A 16,912-nucleotide genomic window follows, 5' to 3' on the forward strand; every position below is an offset into this window, starting at 1 on the left:
GTGTGGCCTGATGCGCAGTTCCGCTCGCTCGACGCTCCATTCTCGACGAGCCCGCATCGTCCTTCCAGTATCATGCGCTAATCCATGGGCACGAGAGTTGATCCGAAGATCCCGATCGAGTTGCGCGAGGCGTACGAAGGTGGGGAGCTGATTATCTGCGTCGGACCCGATCTGGGGCGACGCGCAGGACTCCCTGACGCGTCGCAATTCGCCCTCGCGTTGCTCGCCGACGCCGAGTCATTCGGGCTCGAGATCGACGCCCCGACCTTGCGAGAGTGGATCGCAAGAGGCCGGATCATGGAGTCGCTCGAGGTCCTCGAGCGACGAATGGGCACGCGTTTTCAACGAGTCGCCGAGCGGGAATTCGCCGACCGTGGCCGCCCGCTGCCGCCGCTTGCCAGGGCAATCGCCTCGCTCTCCGGTCTGCGCGCCGTCTACACCACAGGCATCGACCGCCTCCTCGAGCGCGCCTTCGCGGACGCGTGGCCGAGCTTCACATCACCGCGACCCGACATCGCGCGCCGAAGCAGGCTGATCTTCAAGCTGTGCGGAACGCTGGAATTTCCTGACACTTGGGTGCTGACTCAGGCGGCGTACGAGCGGGAGTTCGGCGAGCGCTCGCTCCGGCGTCAGCTGCTGCTGGCCGCCCTTCGAGCCCACTGCCTGCTATTCGTCGGCTTCGACCCTGCGAAGGCCATGACCCGGCGGCTGCTCTCGATCGTCGACACCGACAGCCGGGAGGCTCAGCTGCCGAGCCACTTCGTCGCGCTCGAGCACTGCGGGCTCGAGGCTCGGACCTTGCTCGAGCGACGTGGCCTCCACGTGATCGTGGGCGACTCGGTCGCGACGATCCGCGCGCTCGCGGGTGACGACGAGGCTCAAAGCACAGCGCGCGGAGCTCAGCTGCCCCCGTGTCCCTACCCCGGGCTCCACGCCTTCGACGACTCGCTCGCGGAGGTCTTCCATGGCCGTCGCGCGGAGATCAGCCTGGCCGCCGCACGCCTCGGCGGGCCCAAGGCGAACCATCGTCGATGGCTGGCGGTTGATGGGTCGAGCGGTGTTGGCAAGACCTCCTTCGTTCACGCCGGGCTGATCCCCGCCTTGCGTCGCGGATTCGCCGAAGCGACCCCCGCGAGGTGGTTGGTCTCGTCCATGCGTCCGGGCCGTCACCCGCTGCGCGCGCTCGTCCATGCCTTGGGGGCGGTGATGGAACACGACCCGAGCCCGCTCACGGCGGCCTTCGACGAGCTCGGCCAGACCAAGGAGGCCGCGCTCGACCCCGCGATCACGGCCGCGGCCGTCGCGAGCTTCGTGCGCGAGCGGGCCCGCGACGGTGTCGCGTTGTTGGTGGTCGTCGACCAGCTCGAAGAGGTCGTGACCCTGGCTGGCGCGGGCGAGCGCGAGCGCTTCGCCGCCTGCCTCGTGTTGCTGCTCAAGCAACAACTCATCTACCTGATCACCACGCTGCGCTCCGACTTCAACGCCGCCCTCGCTGGGGCCTCGCCCGCGCTCGCTCGCCTGCTCAACGACCAGGCCGAGCGCTACACCCTCGCGCCGATCTCACGCGTCGGCTTGCGCCTGGCGATCGCCGAGCCCGCGGCGCAGCTCGGCGTGGAGTTCGAGGCCGAGCTCGTCGAGCGGATCGCAAGTGACGCGGAGCAGCACCGCAACACCCCGGGCGACGCGGACGGCGTGGTCGCGGCCGAGGGCGTGGTCCGGACCGACGACGCGGCGCTGCCGTTGGTCGCCCACGTCTTGCGAGGGCTCTGGGATCTTCGCTCGACCCGCGACGGCCCGATCAGCTTCACTGAGTACCGGGCCCTGGGCGGTGTGTCGGGGGCGCTCAGCCGAAACGCGGACATGCTGCTCGCGGGGCTCAGCAACAAGCAGCTGGCGAGGGTCAAGGCCTTGCTCCTTCGCATGGCCAGCTTCGACGGTGGTCACCTCGCTCGACGAACCCTGACTCGTGTCGAGGCGCTGGCCCTCGCTGGCGGAGACGACGAGGGTCAAAGGCTGCTGACGCTGCTGTCGGGCGGCGACGGCCCGCGCCTGCTCGTGGTCCGCGGCGAACACGAGGACGCCGTCGTCGACCTCGTCCACGAGGCCTTGCTGCGCGAGTGGGACACCCTCCGAGGGTGGCTCGCCGCCAACCGCTCACAGCTCGCCCGCGACGAGGCCTTGGCCATGCGTGCGGCTGCCTGGGCCGGGCGAGGACGGCCCTGGCGATCCCTGCCGCGGGGCCCCGAGCGTCGTGAGCTCATGCGCGCCCGACCCCATGGCCACGAGGCTGGCCAACACCGCGAGTTTCAGCGAGCGATGCGCCGGGCGACCTGGCTGCGTGGCGGTGGGTGGGTCAGCTTCGTCGCGGGGCTGGCTGCAATCGCGGCCCTCGTCGTCCTGGAATTGGAAGACGCGAAGTCACGAGACGAGCGGCGGCGGCTCGAGTCTAGCGAGCTCCAAGACGAGCTCGACACCAAGGAGTACGAGCTGGCCGAGAAGCAGCGCGATGACGCGCAAAGTGAAATTCGGCGTGGGATCGACGCGCGCTCGAGGGAGCATCGGTGTCGGGAGGCGCTAAACCGAGCCGTGACCGCGCTCGAGCACGACAGCTCCGCAAAGCTGCGCGCGCTGATGAGCGAGGCCGTGCGCTGCGAGGTCGTGATCGGCGAGGTCGCGCGGCTCGATGGTCGAGGCGGATCTGTGACCGCTGCGGGCATCGACGCGACGGGGCGCGAGGCGTGGCTGGGTCGAGCAGATGGCAAGGTCGATCGTTGGCAGATCTCCAGCCAGGACGTGGACAGGATCGAGGGGATCGTCAAACGAGTCGACTATCTTCGCTTCGCCTCGACCGGAGATCGGGTGGCGCTCAGCTCCCACGCAGATGGCTGGACAGGGCTGCGAGGACGCGCGGGTGAGGTGATCGGCCCGCACCTCGTTGGGAGCGACCCCACCTTCGCGCCCGACGGCCAGGTCCTCGCGACTCGGCAGACCAAGCAGGTCAACCTCTACGACGCAGCGACCGGCGCTCTCGAGTGGTCGGCGCCCGCTGACGGGACGACCACGGCGCTCGCGTTTGGGTCGTCCCCCGACGAGCTCTTTTACACGGCCAGCACCCGCAGGGGCAGCGAGGTGACGAGGCGCTCGGTGGCGACGGGCGATGTCCTCGGCCACCTGTCGGTCCCCAACTACGTCCACGACATCGCGGTCTCGCCCGATCATCGCCACCTCGCGAGCGCCGCCGGAGACAACTACCTGCGCTTGTGGGACCTCGAGTCAGCCTCTGAGCAAGCAGAGAAGACAATTCGGGTCGACATCCGAGAACGCAGGGATCTCAGCTTCGTCTTGTACGCCCCAGATGGCTCGTCCGTGGTCACGCTTGCGACCGCGGGAAGCATCGATGTCATTGACCTCGAGCGCGGTGTGTCAAGCCGGCGCGACAATGTTGACCCAAGCGCTCCCCCGGTCTTCTCAGCGGATGGACGCTGGCTGTTGACCGCGAGCGCCGATGGCCGCGCGAGCTTGCGCGACGCCAGGTCTGGCCTCGAGCTCGCCCGCGCTCGGGTCGAGGGCTTGAGCGTGCTGAGCTTTTCGCCGACCGCCGAGGGCTTCGTCATCGGCAGCGCAAGCGGAGCCGCGAGCTATTGGGCAATTGATGACCGCGACCACTGGCGCGACCCTGCCCGCCACGATCGCTCGGTCCAGGCGCTCGCGTTTTCACCCACCTCGCCCTGGCGACTGGCCTCGGCGAGCTCTGCAGGGATGGTGCGGGTGTGGACAGTCGAGGCCCCAGCAGAGCGACCCGTCGCCTGGCGACGCGAGGGGGCCACGATGGCGCTCGCGTTCTCGGCCGACGGCGCCCGGCTCACTTCGCTCTCGAACCAGGGCAACATGCAAAGCTGGGCCCTCGACGCCGCCGCAGAGCCGGAGCCCGTCCCCCGCGCGTGCGCGTCGAGGCGTATCGCCGCGAGCCGCTCCGGCGCTCGGCTCGCGCTCGCTTGCCCCGATGGTGTCATCCAGATCTGGGATCCGGCTCAACAGCGACTCATGACCGAGACATCGACGAAGCTGGGCGTGACCGCGCTCGCGGTCTCCGATCGCGGAGACCGGGTGCTGCTCGGCGGATCCGCGGGCGCGGTCGAGTCCTTGACCATCGGGCCCGACAAGGAGATCCAAACCCACCGGGTCACCGGACACAGAGGCGGGACGGCCGTGACCGCGGTGGCCTTTCGAGCGGATCGAGGCGGCTTCGTCTCGGGCGGCAACGATGGCTTCGTGCGGCTTTGGACCTCTGCGAACGCGGACCACGTCGTCGAAATGAGCATCGGCGACAGGAACGTCCAGGCTGTCGCCGTCTCGACCGAGCCTGCGCTCATCGCCGCTGGGGATGACGCGGATGGCAGCATCTCGGTGTGGAACGCCGAGGGCGACGAGACCTTTTCTATCGAGGGCGCCTGCGCTGGTCACGTCACCGCCTTGCAGTTCTCTCCCGACGGCCAACTCCTCGGGGTCGGTTGCTCCGACGGCCAGGTCCACGCGTGGCCGATCGGCCTGCGCGCACAGGTCGAGCTCGCTTGTCGGCGGCTCGCTCGAGTTTCGGGCGAACTTGGCCTTCCCAAAGCTTGCTCGCGCAGGGACGATTGAGCCATGCCGGCCTCGAACGACCTGGATGATCTTCGCGCCTTGACCTCGCCCTTGGTCGTTTACGTCGGCTCCGAGCTCACGCGCGCGGCCGGCCTCCCGACCCGTCGTGAGCTCGCTGGCCTCTTGCTCGAAGAGGCCAGCGAGCGGGTCTCGGACCGGCGCCATCGAGAGCTCGCGGAGTTGATCGAGCGCGCGGATCTCCGCGACGCCTTCACGGAGCTCGAGCGCGACCTGACTCGCGCCCGCTTTGGTCTCGTCGTCGAGCGAGCCCTCCGCGTCGACGGCGTCGAGCTCCCACCCCTGGCCCGAGCGATCGCAAACCTGGGCTCACGCCTCGGCGGCGTTGTCACGCCAAACCTCGATCGCTTGCTCGAGCGCACGCTGCAAGGAAAGTTCGTCGTCCACACCCGGCCAACGATGAACTTGCTTCATCGCCAAGGCTGGCTGCTCAAGCTCCACGGGACCTTGCCTGATCATGCGACCTGGGTCTTCACCCGGGAGCAGCACGCCCGCGTAGCGTTGCGCGATCCGGTCTACCACGAGGTCATGCGCGCGATGTTCCTCGCCAAGCCGGTGCTCTTTGTCGGTACGACCCTCGACGATCCGATCTTCGACGCCGTGGTCGATCGCGCGCGAGGTCTCGCCGACGGCGCGCCTCCACGTCACTGGGCCCTGGTCGATCGCGCCGAGCTCACGCCCGGCGGTCGCAGCAAGCTCGACGAAGCGGGCATCGCAGCGATCACCTGCGACGGGAGCGATGAACGGGTCGAGCTCCTCAGCTCACTCTCGCCCGCGCCGGCTGGCCGCTCTCTACCTTTGCCGCGCGAGGCAACCCGCCAAGCATCCCGCGGCCGCATCCGGATCTTGTTCGTGTCGGCGAATCCCCCCGATATGGAAGGTCTGGCGCTCGACCGAGAGCAGCGCGTGGTTCGCGAGGCTGTGACCCGCGCTCGCCACCGAGATCGCATTGAGCTGGAGGTTCGGTCTGCGGTCTCGTTTGTGGACCTCTCCCGAGCCTTGCTCGAGGGGGAGTTCGATATCTTGCACTTCGCGGGCCACGGGGCGCCCAAAGGGCTGATGCTCGACGAGGGGTCCAGGTGGCTGCCTCCGGCAGAGCTCGTCGCGCTGTTGGACGAGTATGCCCACCCTCGTGGTCCGCTACGATGTGTGCTGCTCAACTCGTGTTGGAGCACAGCCGTCAATCAATTGAACCCGCGCGTTCCAACCTTCATCTCCATGCACGGTCCCCTCGACGATCGGGCAGCCCTCGCCTTCGCCGAGGGCTTCTACGACGGGGTTGGGGCCGGCCGGAGCTTCGATGAGGCGTACCGCGAAGGCGAGCGGAGGGCCCGGCATGCCGTGCCAGGCGCTCCCTTCGAGGCCCACCTGAGTGAGCGCTGAGGATCCTCACGGGGAGAATGGTCGAGACCTGCGATCCACCCTTCGTTGTTCTACACAGAGCCGACAGAGGAATGCACCAATGGTCGAGTACCAATCAGCAATTATCCACGAGCACGCACGCCGGCTGTACAGTCATGCTACCGCGATCATCGTCTTTTACGCGCTGTTGGGGTCGATGCTCGGCGGCATCGCCAGCTACGCCATGTTTGACGAACCCGGGCCCGCGCTCATGGGCGCTTTGTTGAGCTGCCTGCTAGGTGCAGCCGTGGGCAGGACGAGGTCGTTTCAGCTCCGGCTCGAGGCACAGCTCGCGCTGTGCCAGATGCGAATCGAGCAACACACCCTGCATGTCGCGCAAGCCCAACCTCACTCGACAATGCAACCTCTGCACGGAGCTCCTCCAGTTCGGTGAGCGCGCCAGCCGACGAAAGGCGCGGGTAAACTCATGGGTTGGTCGTTTCGCTCGTCTCAGCGCGACCGGGCTGCAGGTATTTCTCCAGACTTCGACCGGTCCGGCGGCGACGCACGCTGCCCGTGCTCTCACGGAGTTGAGTTTGCGTGCGAGGGCCCCACTTGCGGCAGCGGGAGCCGTCGCGTCCCCTCCCGTACAACCCGCGGCTGCGCAAGGTCCGGCGCAAGCCACTCCCGCAGCTCGAGTCGACTCTGCAGGGCAGTCGGCGGTCATGAACGTGGCGCCCGCCCTCATGGTCGTGCTTCGGAATCTCGTGGCAGCGGACAAAAGAATCGACGCGAGCGAGGTCGAAGCCGCGTTCACAGTTTACCGGCAACTCACGGGGTACACTGATGACCTCGCTGCGTTCACGCAGTGGTTCCGGAATTTGCGGGCCAATCGGCAGCAGACAGCACGGGCGTTGGCTGAGCTGTCCGCGGCCTCGCCTGACATGCGGCGGTGGATCATCAATCTTGCGGAGAGCTTGGTCCTGGCCGACGGGAAGCAGACCCCAAAGGAGAGTGAGCGACTCGCAGAGATTCGCGCCGCGCTCTCGTGATCAGGAGCGCTCCGGGCTGGCGCGGCTGGTGCGAGCGATGGTCTGCCCCGGTTTTCTGAGGTCAGGGCTTCGCCCGTTTGACGAACCGCGCGCGCATCCCGGTGACGACCTCAGCGTGGGAGTGCACGCGACCGGCGTCCGCGCTACGCGCGGACAAGCTAGCAGCCCGGGGTGCTAGCCAGCGCCCTCTACCTGAACAAAGCAAACTGCGCGCGGCAGGATTCGAACCTGCGGCCTTTGGCTCCGGAGGCCAACGCTCTATCCAGCTGAGCTACGCGCGCGGGGCCGCCCTCTTTAGCCCACGCAACCCCCCACCGCAACCCCCTCAGCCCCTCACTCGCGTCTCGCTTCCCGGCACAACCAGCGTGCTACGCTCACCCCGCCATGAACCGCCGAGCTCGAGGTAGCGCGATCTTCGCAAATCTCCCCGCCCGCGTGACCCTCCCGATCGCCGCCCTGCTCGCCGCATGGGCCTCTGTGGCGATCGAGCTCCCCGATCTCGACACGGTCCGCCGCTGGATCCGCCGGATCATCGAGCTGGTCGTCCTCGGTGGTGTCGGCCTCGCGCTTGCGATGAGCCTGAGCTTCATCGGCGCGTGGGTCCTCTCTCATCTGCGCAAGCCCAAGGCCGAGGATGAGGCGCGCATCACGTGGATGTCGCATGCCGCGCTGTGGACGAGCTTCGTCCCGGTCGCGCTGACCGCGGTCGCGGCCGCGGGGATGTTCGTCCCGGTGCTCAAGCCGCTGATGCTCAAGATCTTCGCCTACTCGGTCGCAAGCGCGGGCGTCTCGTGGCTGGTCTGCATCGCGGCCTTGATCGTCGGCGGCGGCAAGCAGGAGCTGGCGCGGATCCGCCGGGCCTTGCTGCTCGCGGGCACACCCTTTTACTGCCTCGCGGTCTGGCTCAGCCGCTTCTTGTAGTCGGATGGCCAAGATCCACCCCGCGACCTTCGCGGTCGTGATGACGCCCTTCATCCTCGCGACCAAGACCGCCGCAGCCCTCGGCGTCGCGACCCCGCTGCTGCGCGCGTTCCTGAGCGCGACCTACCCCCGGCGCGTGGCCGAGTTCGAGACCTACGAGGCGACCAAGCACGACGTCTTCATCGCAACCTTCGCCAAGAGCGGGACCAACCTGGCGATGCAGATCGCCCAGCAGATCGCCTACCTCGGTGAGGCCGAGTTCGACCACATTCACGACTTCGTCCCGTGGCCCGAAGCGAACATGCCCGGGCTGGTCGCCCTCGACGACATGCGCGTGTGCGAGGCCTCGCCGACCAAGCTCCGCGTGATCAAGACCCACGCCTCGCTCGAGCTGGTGCCCTACGCGGCCCAGGCCCGATACCTGACGGTCATCCGCGACCCCAAAGAGGTCGTGGTCTCGGCCTACCACTTCATCCTCGGGCTGCTCGGGGTCAAGCACCGGATCTCCGCGCAGCAGTGGGCCGCGCTGGTCGTCGAGCCGGGCCTGCTGTGTGAGATCTGGGCCGCGCACACGGCCAGCGCCTGGGCCGTGCGTGAGCGGCCCAACCAGCTGGTCATCGAGTTCGGTGAGCTGCTCGCCGACCAGGTCGGGATGATCGAGCGGATCGCCGCGTTCATGGGCGTGTCGCCGACCGCCGCGCAGCTCGAGGCGATCATCGAGCGCAGCAGCTTCGCGTACATGCGCGCCCACGAGGCCCAGTTTCAGCCGCCGCGCCTGCCCCTGGTCGGCCGGGGAGCCAAGATGATCCGGCGCGGCCAGAGCAAGGCCTCGGACGAGCTGCTCGACGCCGAGGCCCGGGCCGAGATCGACCGCTTTTGTCGCGCCGAGCTCGAGCGCCGCGAGTCGGACTTTCCCTACGACGAGATGTTCGGCGGCGCCTGAGCCGGGCCGCGATCACTCGGCGAACATCGTGATGTCCGTGGCCGCGGCCGCGCAGATCTGCCTGCACACGTCCCAGTTCGCGTGCCGCACGATCAGGTAGCCGTCGCTGACGAGCGTGGCCTTCCAGTCGCGCCGCGGGCTGCCCGGGCGCAGGAGCTCGTCCTCGACCACGCAGGGGCCAAACTGGGCCTTGAAGCGCTCGAGGCCGGCGATCCCCGTGATCCGGCCCCGGCCCTTGGCGCGCTTGAAGATGATCCCGCAGTTGTACTTGCGCGCGGCCTCGGCCTCGAAGGACTTCCAGCACGAGGCCCGCGCCCACTCGCGAAACAGGTCGATGTCGCTGGTGTAGTTCATCTGATCGACGAGCCGCGCGCCCCCGGGCCGACAGCCGATCTCGCCGAACACGGCCTCGCCCGCGGGCGTGTAGAACCACTCCATGTGGGTGAAGCCCTCGCCCATGCCGAGCGCGCCGAGGACCTGGCGGCCGAGCGCGACCCCGGCTCGGATCTTGGCCTGGTCGAGGTCGCGGACCGTGATGATCACCGGGCTTATCCACTCCTCGCTCCGGGCCTCGAGCGGCTTGGGCAGATACTGGGCGACGTTCTCGTAGACCGGGTGGCCGTCGACGCAGACCGTGTCGTAGGTGAACTCTTCGCCCTCGATGTACTCCTCGACGCTGAGCTCGCGCACGTGGGCGGTCTTGGCGATGACCTCGTCGAGCTCGGCGGCGTCGCGGCACGCGTAGGTGTCGGCGCTCCCGGCCCCGGCGATCGGCTTGATGATCAGCGGGAACCCGACCCGCTCGGCCGCGGCCCGGGTCGCCTCGCCAAGCTCGGCCCGGCTGGTCCGGACGACCCGCTCGGCCCGCGGGACCCGGATCCCCGCGGCGGCGACCCGCTCCTTCATGAGCTGCTTGTCACGAAAGCCGTTGACGGTGTCGACGCTCATGCCCGGGATGCCCCAGCGCTCCCGCATGCGCGCGGCGAGGATCACGGTCGGCTCCCACGCGCTCAGCACCCGATCGATCTCGCGCCCGCGCAGCCAGACGCGGGTCCGCTCGATCACGTCGTCCTCGTCGAGGATCCGTGGGACCTGCAGGTACCCGCTCAGGCACTTGCGGACGAGGGGAGGCAAGCTCGCCGCCGCGCCGTCGCCGACGCCGTAGACCTCGGCCCCGACCTCGGCGAGGCCGCGGGTGAACTGCTGCATCTCCAGGGGGTAGGCCGGGCCGAGAAAGACGACGCGCATGGCGAGACGCTACCGGTCCCGGCGGCTTCGGGATAGCTTGGCGCGCCGATGCGCAGGATCGTCTTCGTCGCCCCCTTTGCGCTCGAGACCACGACGCGCTTCGCTCGTGCCGCCGCGGCGCTGCCCGGCGTGCGGCTGTGTGGATGTGCGGCGTGATGCAGGAGGCCCCGGGGCGGGGACCGACCGCCCTCGGGTCTCGGCGGTCACCGCGTCCGCGGCCCGCTGTGCCCGGGAGCTCGAGCTCGAGCTCGCCGCATGACCGGCAGGATGGCGAACTGCCCCAACGTCGATCCGGACGCGTTCTACTGTTACTTTGAGCCAATCGATCTTCTGCCCGAGGGCGGCCGCGCGCGCCGGGCCGATCCGGGCCATCATGACGCGATCGTCGACGAGGCGATCGAGAACGCGAAGTACCGACCGAGCTGAGACCGCCATGACCGACGCGCTGACCTACCAACTCTACTACTGGCCCTTCTTGCCCGGGCGCGGCGAGTTTGTGCGCCTGGTGCTCGAGCAGGCCGGCGTCGCCTACGACGACGTCGCGCGCCGGCCCAAACACGAAGGCGGCGGACCGGCGGCCGTGGTCGCGCAGTGCAAGGCTGAGGGCCCAGGCCTGCTGCCCCTCGCGCCGCCGATCCTGGTTCACGGTGAGCTGCGCCTGGCCCAGATGCCGAACATCTGCGCCTGGCTCGGCGCGCGTCATGGCCTCGCGCCCGCTGACGAGCTCGGCCGCGTCGGGGCCCTTCAGCTGCAGCTGACCCTCGCCGACCTGATCGCCGAGGCCCACGACACCCACCACCCGGTCAGCAAGGCCGCCTACTACGAGGACCAAAAGCCCGAGGCCCTGCGCTACGCCCGGGGCTTCGTCGACCAGCGCATGGCGAAGTTTCTCCGCTACTTCGAGACCGTCCTCCAGCGAGGTGGCGGCGCCCACTTGATCGGTGGCGAGCTCAGCTACGTGGATCTGTCGATCAACCAGGTTCTGCGCGGGCTCGCCCACGCCTTCCCCAAGGCCTTTGCCAGGCTCGTGCCGGAGCTCCCCGGGCTCGTCAGCCTGCGTGAGCGCGTCGACGCCCTACCAAACATCGCGGCTTATCGCGCCTCATCGCGCTGCCTCGATTTCGGCGAGCACGGGATCTTTCGCCACTATCCTGAACTCGAGCCCTGAACTCGAGCCCTGAACTCGAGCCCTGAACTCGAGCCCTGAACTCGAGCCCTGAACTCGAGCCCTGAACTCGAGCCCTGAACTCGAGCCGTCTTGAACCAGCCGGCCACGCACCCAGATAGCGAAGCTCATACCAGCACATCGAACCGAGGAGCCAAGCGACGTAGCGACCGGCCGCGCAGCGACCGTGCATGGTAAGGTCCGAAAGCGGCTGGGGGGGCGAAAAGAAATTGGCGACCTGTCCGGGACGGGTGGGGGCAGGGCCGAGCACCCGGCGGGTGCTTGGTAACCGTCCGGTGAACCGCACCTGGCCTCGCGCTGACCGCCCAACGATGCTCGTAGCATGCCGGACCCCCATCGCTTGCGAGCGCTCGCCGAGAACCGCTACTGGTCCGAGCTCGAGGCCCGAGAGGCGCTGGATCTCGCGGACGCCAGCGGCCTCGAGCTCGCGGAGTTCGCCCGACGCCACGGCTTTACCCTCGATCGGCTAAAGCGGTGGCGCCGACGTCTGGGTTGCTCGACGGCCAAGCTCGTGCGGGTCGAGGTCCGTCAGCCAACGGAGCCAGCCGGCGCCGAGTCGGTGCTCACCGTCGTGCTCACCAACGGGATCCGCGTCGAGGTCCCAAGCCACGTCACCCGCGAGCAGCTCCGCGTCGTGCTCGAGATCGCCGGAGCATGCTGAGTCCGCTCGGCGCCGTGCAGGTCTGGGTCGCGGTCGAGCCCGTCGACATGCGCAAGGGCTTCGATGGTCTCAGCGCGGTCGTCCGCCAGACCCTTCGTCGAGATCCGATGTCCGGCGAGCTGTTCGTCTTCATCAATCGTCGACGTGATCGAGTCAAGATCCTCTACTGGGATCGCAGCGGCTGGGTGATCTTCTACAAACGCATCGAACGGGGCAGCTTCAAGCTTCCGGCGCGGCCCGAGCCGGGGCAGCGCTCGCTCGAGCTCGACGCGGCCGAGCTCGCGCTGCTGCTCGAGGGCATCGACCTCGTCGATGCGAAGCGACGGCCGCGATGGGTACCTGGATCACATCGCGCTGCACTTGACCTTCGCCCGAATGCGTGAACATTCAGGGTCGTGGGCGAGGCCGCGACCAACAAGCGGGCGACACTCGAGGCGCTCCGCAAGCTGCTCGAGCGAGGGCAGACCGACGAGGTCCTCGCTCTGGTCGCGTCGCTGCTCGACAACCTCGGTGGTCTCAGCCTCGAGGTCGCCCGGCTGAAGCGCTCGCTGGTCGGCCGCAAATCCGAGAAGCTCGACCCCAACCAACTGAGCCTGATGCTCGAGCTCCTCGACGAGTCAAGAGAAGCTCACGGGGAAGGGCTCGCCCCTCGAGCGAGCCCGAGCTCCTACTCGCCCACGCCGTGGTCGGCTCGGTCCTCGCCCACCGCGGGGCGGCGCAATATGCGCGCGCGGTGACTCGTTCTAGGGCTCCAGCGCGGGCAGGAGTGATCGCGTCAAGTCTGGCATCCTCGGTCCGATCTCCACGGGGCGCACCGCGCGTTTCCGCGCCAGCCGCATCAACCGTTCGAGCTGCCCCTGGCCGCCGTTCGACGCCCCAAGAGGCGAGCTCCCATGGAGGCTCTCCTACTGGCCGAACGCGAACACGTCCGAGGCGATCACGGTGAGGCCCCGGCCGACTTCGGCCACGCCGCCCTTGACCAGGATGTCGGGGGCTTGGGCAGGGATCCAAGGGGGCTGGTGAGTCGCACGCATACGTAGCGGATGCGAATGCGGTTTGACATCTCGCTGCTTGCTTTCGTCAGTGGTAGCGTGCATGCGTGCCTGAGGAGCCGAGAATTGATCCGAAAACCGCGACGAGAGCTCTTGCCGTGTTGGCGGCGATTGCGTCTGCGGCCTGTGTGACGGACCCCGCCAGCGATGGAGATTTCGGGGCCACTGGCGAGAGCGGTTGCTTCGATGGCACCGAAGGGCCAGGTATCGGTGACGATGGATGCTTGTTCTTGCCGGGCTGCGCCGAAGACGAAGATGACGGCGCAACCGAAAAACTGGACATGGATCGGTCCTACGCGGATCTCGGGTGCGATCCCGAATGTCCGCCGCCCCCCGAACACGAGCCGCTCGAGCCACCGCACCCGGTTTGGCTCCACCACGAGACCTCCGACACCTACTATCGCCATGCCTCGGAGATGGAACTCGAGGTTCACAGTTGGCCTGTCGGCACGACTATCATGTCGGCCGCCGCGAACGTGGATGCGCTGGTCAACGGCACAGATCGGACGGTGAGCCTGGGGCTCCCGTTGGCGACAACCACGGGTCGCTTGGAGTTCGAGACCCTCGACATCACGAGGCGACGTACAAAGATGGACGTGTGGAATGTGAGCTCGCGGGACGCGCCCGCTGGTCCGGTTGTCGATGCGTTTCGGCCTGAGGTTCACATGTTCTTGCCCAACTGGGTTAACCTCGACTCGCTCCACCGTGGAGTCCCGCCGGGTACCCAGGTCTTCGCTGTTGCGTTTGCTGACAGCCATGGTGGAGTTGCGATCCAGGGTCTCAACGCCGATCAGGATTTTTTTATCTCCGGGCCCACGACCAAAATCTGGCTGGAGGTGCTGCCTCCGGACGGGAGCGGCGTGTTGATCTCGAAGCCTGAGCTCCACACGACCGGGTTCGACGACGTGCTCAGCCACTGGATTGAACTCGCCGCGGAGCAGTGCGACAATACGACCTGCGCGTGGGAGTCCGACCTCGACGAGGAGGACCCGGCCAACTGTGGAGACTGCGTGGACAACGACGCGGACGCCGACGTCGACGCCGCGGACCTCGCCTGCAGGGACCGTAGCGACTACGGTTGCGATGGATACGGCCCCCACAACCACCGTTGGGAGAACTCGAAGGACTTCGCCGAGATGCCCGACATCGAGTGGTGCACGCAGATGGCGGAGGACGGGCTGCCGTGGCACACAGAGCTCTACGCCAAGGCATCGCTCGCCGCCGCAATGCTCAACGCGATCCCTGCCGCCGTCAGCCTACATCCAGATTACGAGATTCCCGCAGACGTAGCGACAGTCAGGTATCGGTTTGCCTACTGTGTGTTCGCGGACTCCGTCGAAGACGCTCATGAGTGTGTGAGCGATGGCTCGATCTGTCCGTCCGATTACGCCCTCGCCGGCGTGACGCATATTATCGATACGGATAGCCCGGAGTCACGCGCGTACTTTCGGGCGCTGTGGGACGAGTTCGATGTGGCCATGGCGAAGCTCGAGGATCAAGGTGTTACCGCTAAACCAGTTGCCATGTTGTCAGGGGTCTACTCGGGCAACATCGACGATCCGGTATCGCTCACGGACGGCATTGTTGGTTTGGCCCCCGTTGGTGAACTCTCCGCACATCTCATGGCCGGCGGACTTGGCGCGAGTATGGTGGAGTCATCATACTTCGTCTACATTCCCATTGCACACGAACTCGGCCACTTGCTCGGGCTCTCACATACCGACGTCGACCCACACTTCAATCAGTTCGGATTCATGAAAATGACCGTTCCTGCTCCCCCGTACGCCATACTTGGACCAAGCCTGGATCCTGGCCAGGGCTATCAATATACGAGCCAGTGGTCACTATGGGTCGCCAAGATCGGCGACAAGAGTACCCCCCGTCCGAACGCCTTCGCTCACACGGGTTGCAGCGTTAACGCTGACTGCCCCTCACAGCTCGAGTGCTGGAACGCGGGCGCCGATGGGATCTGTCGATATCCCTGAAAGACGGTCATGAGCGTGAAGAAGCTACTCATGGTGTTTTCAATCGGCCTGCTCACGGCGTACGGCTGCGGCCGATCGGGGGGCGAGGTTGAGTGCATCGAAGTTGACGAGCAACTCGGTGACCCTGGCTCGCGGCAGTGGTGCGATGGCGAGTACTCGCCGACCAACCTCCAGTGGGAGGGACAGATGACCTCCACGACGGTCCCGGTCTGTCTGTCGCCGGAGGAGGACGGTCAGTGTACGGTGTGCCCGACCGACGAGGTCAGGCGCGGCGTCGAAGAGCAGCTGCACAAAGACCTGGCCCAGTACCGGCCCGAGTGCACGCTCGCGCATTGGGAGCTTGGTTGCATGCGGACGATCGAGCACGCCAAGGAGATCGGCCGGGACCCGGACTACTGCTGCTTCCAGGTCGCGCTCTGGGGCGATCAGTGCGAGGGGTAGGACATCGCGCCACGGGCTGCTAGCAGCCCGGGCTGCTAGGCCGGGCCGAGAAAGACGACGCGCATGGCGAGGCGCTACCGGTCCCGGCCGCTTCGGGATAGCTTGTCGCGCCCATGCGCACGATCGTCTTCGTCGCCCCCTTTTTGCTCGAGACCACGATGCGCTTCGCTCGTGCCGCCGCGGCGTTGCCCGGCGTGCGGCTGTGCGGCGTGATGCAGGAGGCCCCGGGCGGCACCGACCGCCAGGTCTTCGCAGACCTCGTGCGCGTCGACGACGGGCTCTCGGCTCCGGAGCTCATCGAGGCCGTCGAGCTCCTGCGGCGGCGCCACGGCCCGCCCGCGCGGATCATCGGGGTGCTCGAGCCGCTCCAGGTCCAGCTCGCCGAGGCCCGGGCCCACTTTGGCGTGCGCGGGACCGAGGTCGAGACCGCCGAGGTGTTCCGCGACAAGGCAAAAATGAAGGATCGGCTCCGCGCCGCCGGGCTCCCGGTCGCCCGCCATCGCCTCGTCGGCACAGCCCAAGACGCCGTGGCCTTCGAGGCCGAGGTCGGCTTTCCCATGGTCCTCAAGCCGCCAGCGGGCATGGGCGCCAAGGCCACGTTCCGCGTCGGCTCACGCGAGGAGCTGCTCCGGGCCGTCGCGGGCCTGCGCGCGAGCCCCTCGAATCCGGTCCTGGCCGAGGAGTTCTTGCACGGCCAGGAGGGCAGCTGCGACACCCTGACCCTCGCTGGGGTGCCGCGCCTGACCTCGATCTCATACTACCGGCCGAGCTGCCTGACCGCGCTCGAGAACCCGTGGATCCAGTGGTGCACCGTGCTGCCCCGCCGCGACCAGGGCCCGGGCTACGACGACATCCGCGAGCTCGGGGCCCGGGCGGTCCGAGCTCTCGGCCTCGACGCGGGCTTCACTCACATGGAGTGGTTTCGGCGGCCCGATGGGAGCCTCGCGATCGGGGAGATTGCCCAGCGGCCCCCGGGCGCCCACCTCACGCGGATGATCGGCCTGGCCTTCGACATGGACCCCTACCGGATGTGGGCCCGGGCGGTCATCGACGACGCCTTCGACGGCCCCTGGGACCGGGCCTACTCGGTCGGCTGCGCGTACCTGCGCGGAATCGGCCGGGGTCGGATCACCTCGGTCACCGGGGTCAAGCAGGCCCACGACGCCGTCGGCCGGGCCGTGGTCGAGACCAAGCTGCCGACCCCCGGGGCGCCCAAGAGCGACAGCTACGAGGGCGACGGCTACGCGATCGTCCGCGACCCTCGGACCGAGCTCGTCGAGCACGCGCTCGAGACGATCATCGCCAAGCTTCGGGTCCGATACGCGTAGAGCCCTCGCTGGGGCAGGGAAGGCGTGGTTGCGAGGGCTCCCGAGACTGGGGCTGGCGTGCCGCCCGGGTTTGCCCGATACACTGCTCCTGCTCC

General features: G+C 67.8%; 16 protein-coding genes and 1 tRNA gene. 14 read left to right on the top strand and 3 right to left on the bottom strand.

Annotated features, from left to right (window positions below):
* Positions 1 to 84 precede the first annotated feature (84 nt).
* From ENSA5_RS09650 to ENSA5_RS37350, 4 genes are all read left to right on the top strand, one after another.
* Positions 85 to 4,641, top strand: coding sequence for an nSTAND1 domain-containing NTPase (locus ENSA5_RS09650; protein ID WP_106391338.1), 4,557 nt, complete (start codon positions 85 to 87; stop codon positions 4,639 to 4,641).
* A 3-nt stretch (positions 4,642 to 4,644) separates the two neighbouring features.
* Positions 4,645 to 6,042 (top strand): SIR2 family protein, encoded by a 1,398-nt coding sequence (locus tag ENSA5_RS09655; RefSeq protein WP_106391339.1) that lies wholly within the window; start codon positions 4,645 to 4,647, stop codon positions 6,040 to 6,042.
* 79 nt (positions 6,043 to 6,121) lie between these two features.
* Positions 6,122 to 6,454 (top strand): hypothetical protein, encoded by a 333-nt coding sequence (locus ENSA5_RS37345; RefSeq protein WP_181197573.1) that lies wholly within the window; start codon positions 6,122 to 6,124, stop codon positions 6,452 to 6,454.
* A gap of 271 nt (positions 6,455 to 6,725) precedes the next feature.
* Positions 6,726 to 7,052 (top strand): TerB family tellurite resistance protein, encoded by a 327-nt coding sequence (locus ENSA5_RS37350; protein ID WP_181197574.1) that lies wholly within the window; start codon positions 6,726 to 6,728, stop codon positions 7,050 to 7,052.
* Between the two features lie 207 nt (positions 7,053 to 7,259).
* Here the strand turns inward: ENSA5_RS37350 and ENSA5_RS09665 are convergent.
* A tRNA-Arg gene (locus ENSA5_RS09665) sits at positions 7,260 to 7,333 on the bottom strand.
* A gap of 103 nt (positions 7,334 to 7,436) precedes the next feature.
* Here ENSA5_RS09665 and ENSA5_RS09670 point away from each other — a divergent pair.
* Positions 7,437 to 7,973: a hypothetical protein gene (locus ENSA5_RS09670; protein WP_146155518.1), complete on the top strand. Its 537-nt coding sequence runs from the start codon at positions 7,437 to 7,439 to the stop codon at positions 7,971 to 7,973.
* Positions 7,974 to 7,977: 4 nt separating this feature from the next.
* Entirely contained in the window at positions 7,978 to 8,916 is a 939-nt protein-coding gene (locus ENSA5_RS09675; RefSeq protein ID WP_106391342.1) for a sulfotransferase domain-containing protein, read from the top strand.
* Positions 8,917 to 8,928: 12 nt separating this feature from the next.
* On the opposite strand, the gene ENSA5_RS09680 is transcribed toward ENSA5_RS09675, so the two are convergent.
* Positions 8,929 to 10,164 carry an ATP-grasp domain-containing protein gene (locus ENSA5_RS09680; RefSeq protein ID WP_106391343.1) on the bottom strand — a complete coding sequence of 412 codons (1,236 nt, stop codon included), beginning with the start codon at positions 10,162 to 10,164 and terminating at the stop codon, positions 8,929 to 8,931.
* Positions 10,165 to 10,419: 255 nt separating this feature from the next.
* Between ENSA5_RS09680 and ENSA5_RS37355 the strand changes: the two genes are divergently transcribed.
* From ENSA5_RS37355 to ENSA5_RS09700, 5 genes are all read left to right on the top strand, one after another.
* The gene (locus ENSA5_RS37355; RefSeq protein ID WP_181197575.1) at positions 10,420 to 10,590 is read left to right on the top strand and encodes a hypothetical protein; all 171 of its coding nucleotides are present in this window, start codon (positions 10,420 to 10,422) and stop codon (positions 10,588 to 10,590) included.
* Between the two features lie 7 nt (positions 10,591 to 10,597).
* A complete protein-coding gene (locus ENSA5_RS09685) occupies positions 10,598 to 11,332 on the top strand; it encodes a glutathione S-transferase (RefSeq protein WP_106391344.1) in 735 nt (244 codons plus the stop codon).
* Between the two features lie 340 nt (positions 11,333 to 11,672).
* On the top strand, positions 11,673 to 12,011 hold the full coding sequence (gene tnpA, locus ENSA5_RS09690) for an IS66 family insertion sequence element accessory protein TnpA (protein WP_106391345.1): 339 nt from the start codon (positions 11,673 to 11,675) through the stop codon (positions 12,009 to 12,011).
* Positions 12,005 to 12,394: an IS66 family insertion sequence element accessory protein TnpB gene (tnpB, locus tag ENSA5_RS09695; RefSeq protein WP_106391346.1), complete on the top strand. Its 390-nt coding sequence runs from the start codon at positions 12,005 to 12,007 to the stop codon at positions 12,392 to 12,394. Before tnpA ends, tnpB begins: the two co-directional genes overlap by 7 nt.
* Positions 12,395 to 12,406: 12 nt before the next feature.
* Positions 12,407 to 12,748 carry an IS66 family transposase gene (locus ENSA5_RS09700; RefSeq protein ID WP_106391347.1) on the top strand — a complete coding sequence of 114 codons (342 nt, stop codon included), beginning with the start codon at positions 12,407 to 12,409 and terminating at the stop codon, positions 12,746 to 12,748.
* Positions 12,749 to 12,916: 168 nt separating this feature from the next.
* Here the strand turns inward: ENSA5_RS09700 and ENSA5_RS39135 are convergent, their stop codons facing one another.
* Positions 12,917 to 13,045, bottom strand: coding sequence for a hypothetical protein (locus tag ENSA5_RS39135; protein ID WP_258182804.1), 129 nt, complete (start codon positions 13,043 to 13,045; stop codon positions 12,917 to 12,919).
* 65 nt (positions 13,046 to 13,110) lie between these two features.
* Here ENSA5_RS39135 and ENSA5_RS09705 point away from each other — a divergent pair, with 65 nt between their 5' ends.
* The 3 genes from ENSA5_RS09705 to ENSA5_RS09715 all read left to right on the top strand — a co-directional run bounded on the left by ENSA5_RS09705 (position 13,111) and on the right by ENSA5_RS09715 (position 16,817).
* Complete coding sequence (locus ENSA5_RS09705; RefSeq protein ID WP_146155519.1) at positions 13,111 to 15,048, top strand: hypothetical protein; 1,938 nt, start codon at positions 13,111 to 13,113, stop codon at positions 15,046 to 15,048.
* Positions 15,049 to 15,063: 15 nt separating this feature from the next.
* Entirely contained in the window at positions 15,064 to 15,489 is a 426-nt protein-coding gene (locus ENSA5_RS09710; RefSeq protein WP_146155520.1) for a hypothetical protein, read from the top strand.
* A gap of 113 nt (positions 15,490 to 15,602) precedes the next feature.
* Positions 15,603 to 16,817, top strand: coding sequence for an ATP-grasp domain-containing protein (locus tag ENSA5_RS09715; RefSeq protein WP_106391350.1), 1,215 nt, complete (start codon positions 15,603 to 15,605; stop codon positions 16,815 to 16,817).
* Positions 16,818 to 16,912: the final 95 nt, after the last annotated feature.

It is taken from the genome of Enhygromyxa salina (assembly GCF_002994615.1).
Lineage (GTDB): Bacteria > Myxococcota_A > Polyangia > Nannocystales > Nannocystaceae > Plesiocystis > Plesiocystis salina_A.

Coding starts and splice junctions, on each gene's coding strand:
- ENSA5_RS09680 (WP_106391343.1), bottom strand. CDS start 10,164: ATGCGCGTCGTCTTTCTCGGCCCGGCCTACCCCCTGGAGATGCAGCAG.
- tnpB (WP_106391346.1), top strand. CDS start 12,005: ATGCTGAGTCCGCTCGGCGCCGTGCAGGTCTGGGTCGCGGTCGAGCCC.
- ENSA5_RS09655 (WP_106391339.1), top strand. CDS start 4,645: ATGCCGGCCTCGAACGACCTGGATGATCTTCGCGCCTTGACCTCGCCC.
- ENSA5_RS39135 (WP_258182804.1), bottom strand. CDS start 13,045: ATGCGTGCGACTCACCAGCCCCCTTGGATCCCTGCCCAAGCCCCCGAC.
- ENSA5_RS09650 (WP_106391338.1), top strand. CDS start 85: ATGGGCACGAGAGTTGATCCGAAGATCCCGATCGAGTTGCGCGAGGCG.
- ENSA5_RS09670 (WP_146155518.1), top strand. CDS start 7,437: ATGAACCGCCGAGCTCGAGGTAGCGCGATCTTCGCAAATCTCCCCGCC.
- ENSA5_RS09685 (WP_106391344.1), top strand. CDS start 10,598: ATGACCGACGCGCTGACCTACCAACTCTACTACTGGCCCTTCTTGCCC.
- tnpA (WP_106391345.1), top strand. CDS start 11,673: ATGCCGGACCCCCATCGCTTGCGAGCGCTCGCCGAGAACCGCTACTGG.
- ENSA5_RS37350 (WP_181197574.1), top strand. CDS start 6,726: ATGAACGTGGCGCCCGCCCTCATGGTCGTGCTTCGGAATCTCGTGGCA.
- ENSA5_RS37355 (WP_181197575.1), top strand. CDS start 10,420: ATGACCGGCAGGATGGCGAACTGCCCCAACGTCGATCCGGACGCGTTC.
- ENSA5_RS37345 (WP_181197573.1), top strand. CDS start 6,122: ATGGTCGAGTACCAATCAGCAATTATCCACGAGCACGCACGCCGGCTG.
- ENSA5_RS09675 (WP_106391342.1), top strand. CDS start 7,978: ATGGCCAAGATCCACCCCGCGACCTTCGCGGTCGTGATGACGCCCTTC.
- ENSA5_RS09715 (WP_106391350.1), top strand. CDS start 15,603: ATGCGCACGATCGTCTTCGTCGCCCCCTTTTTGCTCGAGACCACGATG.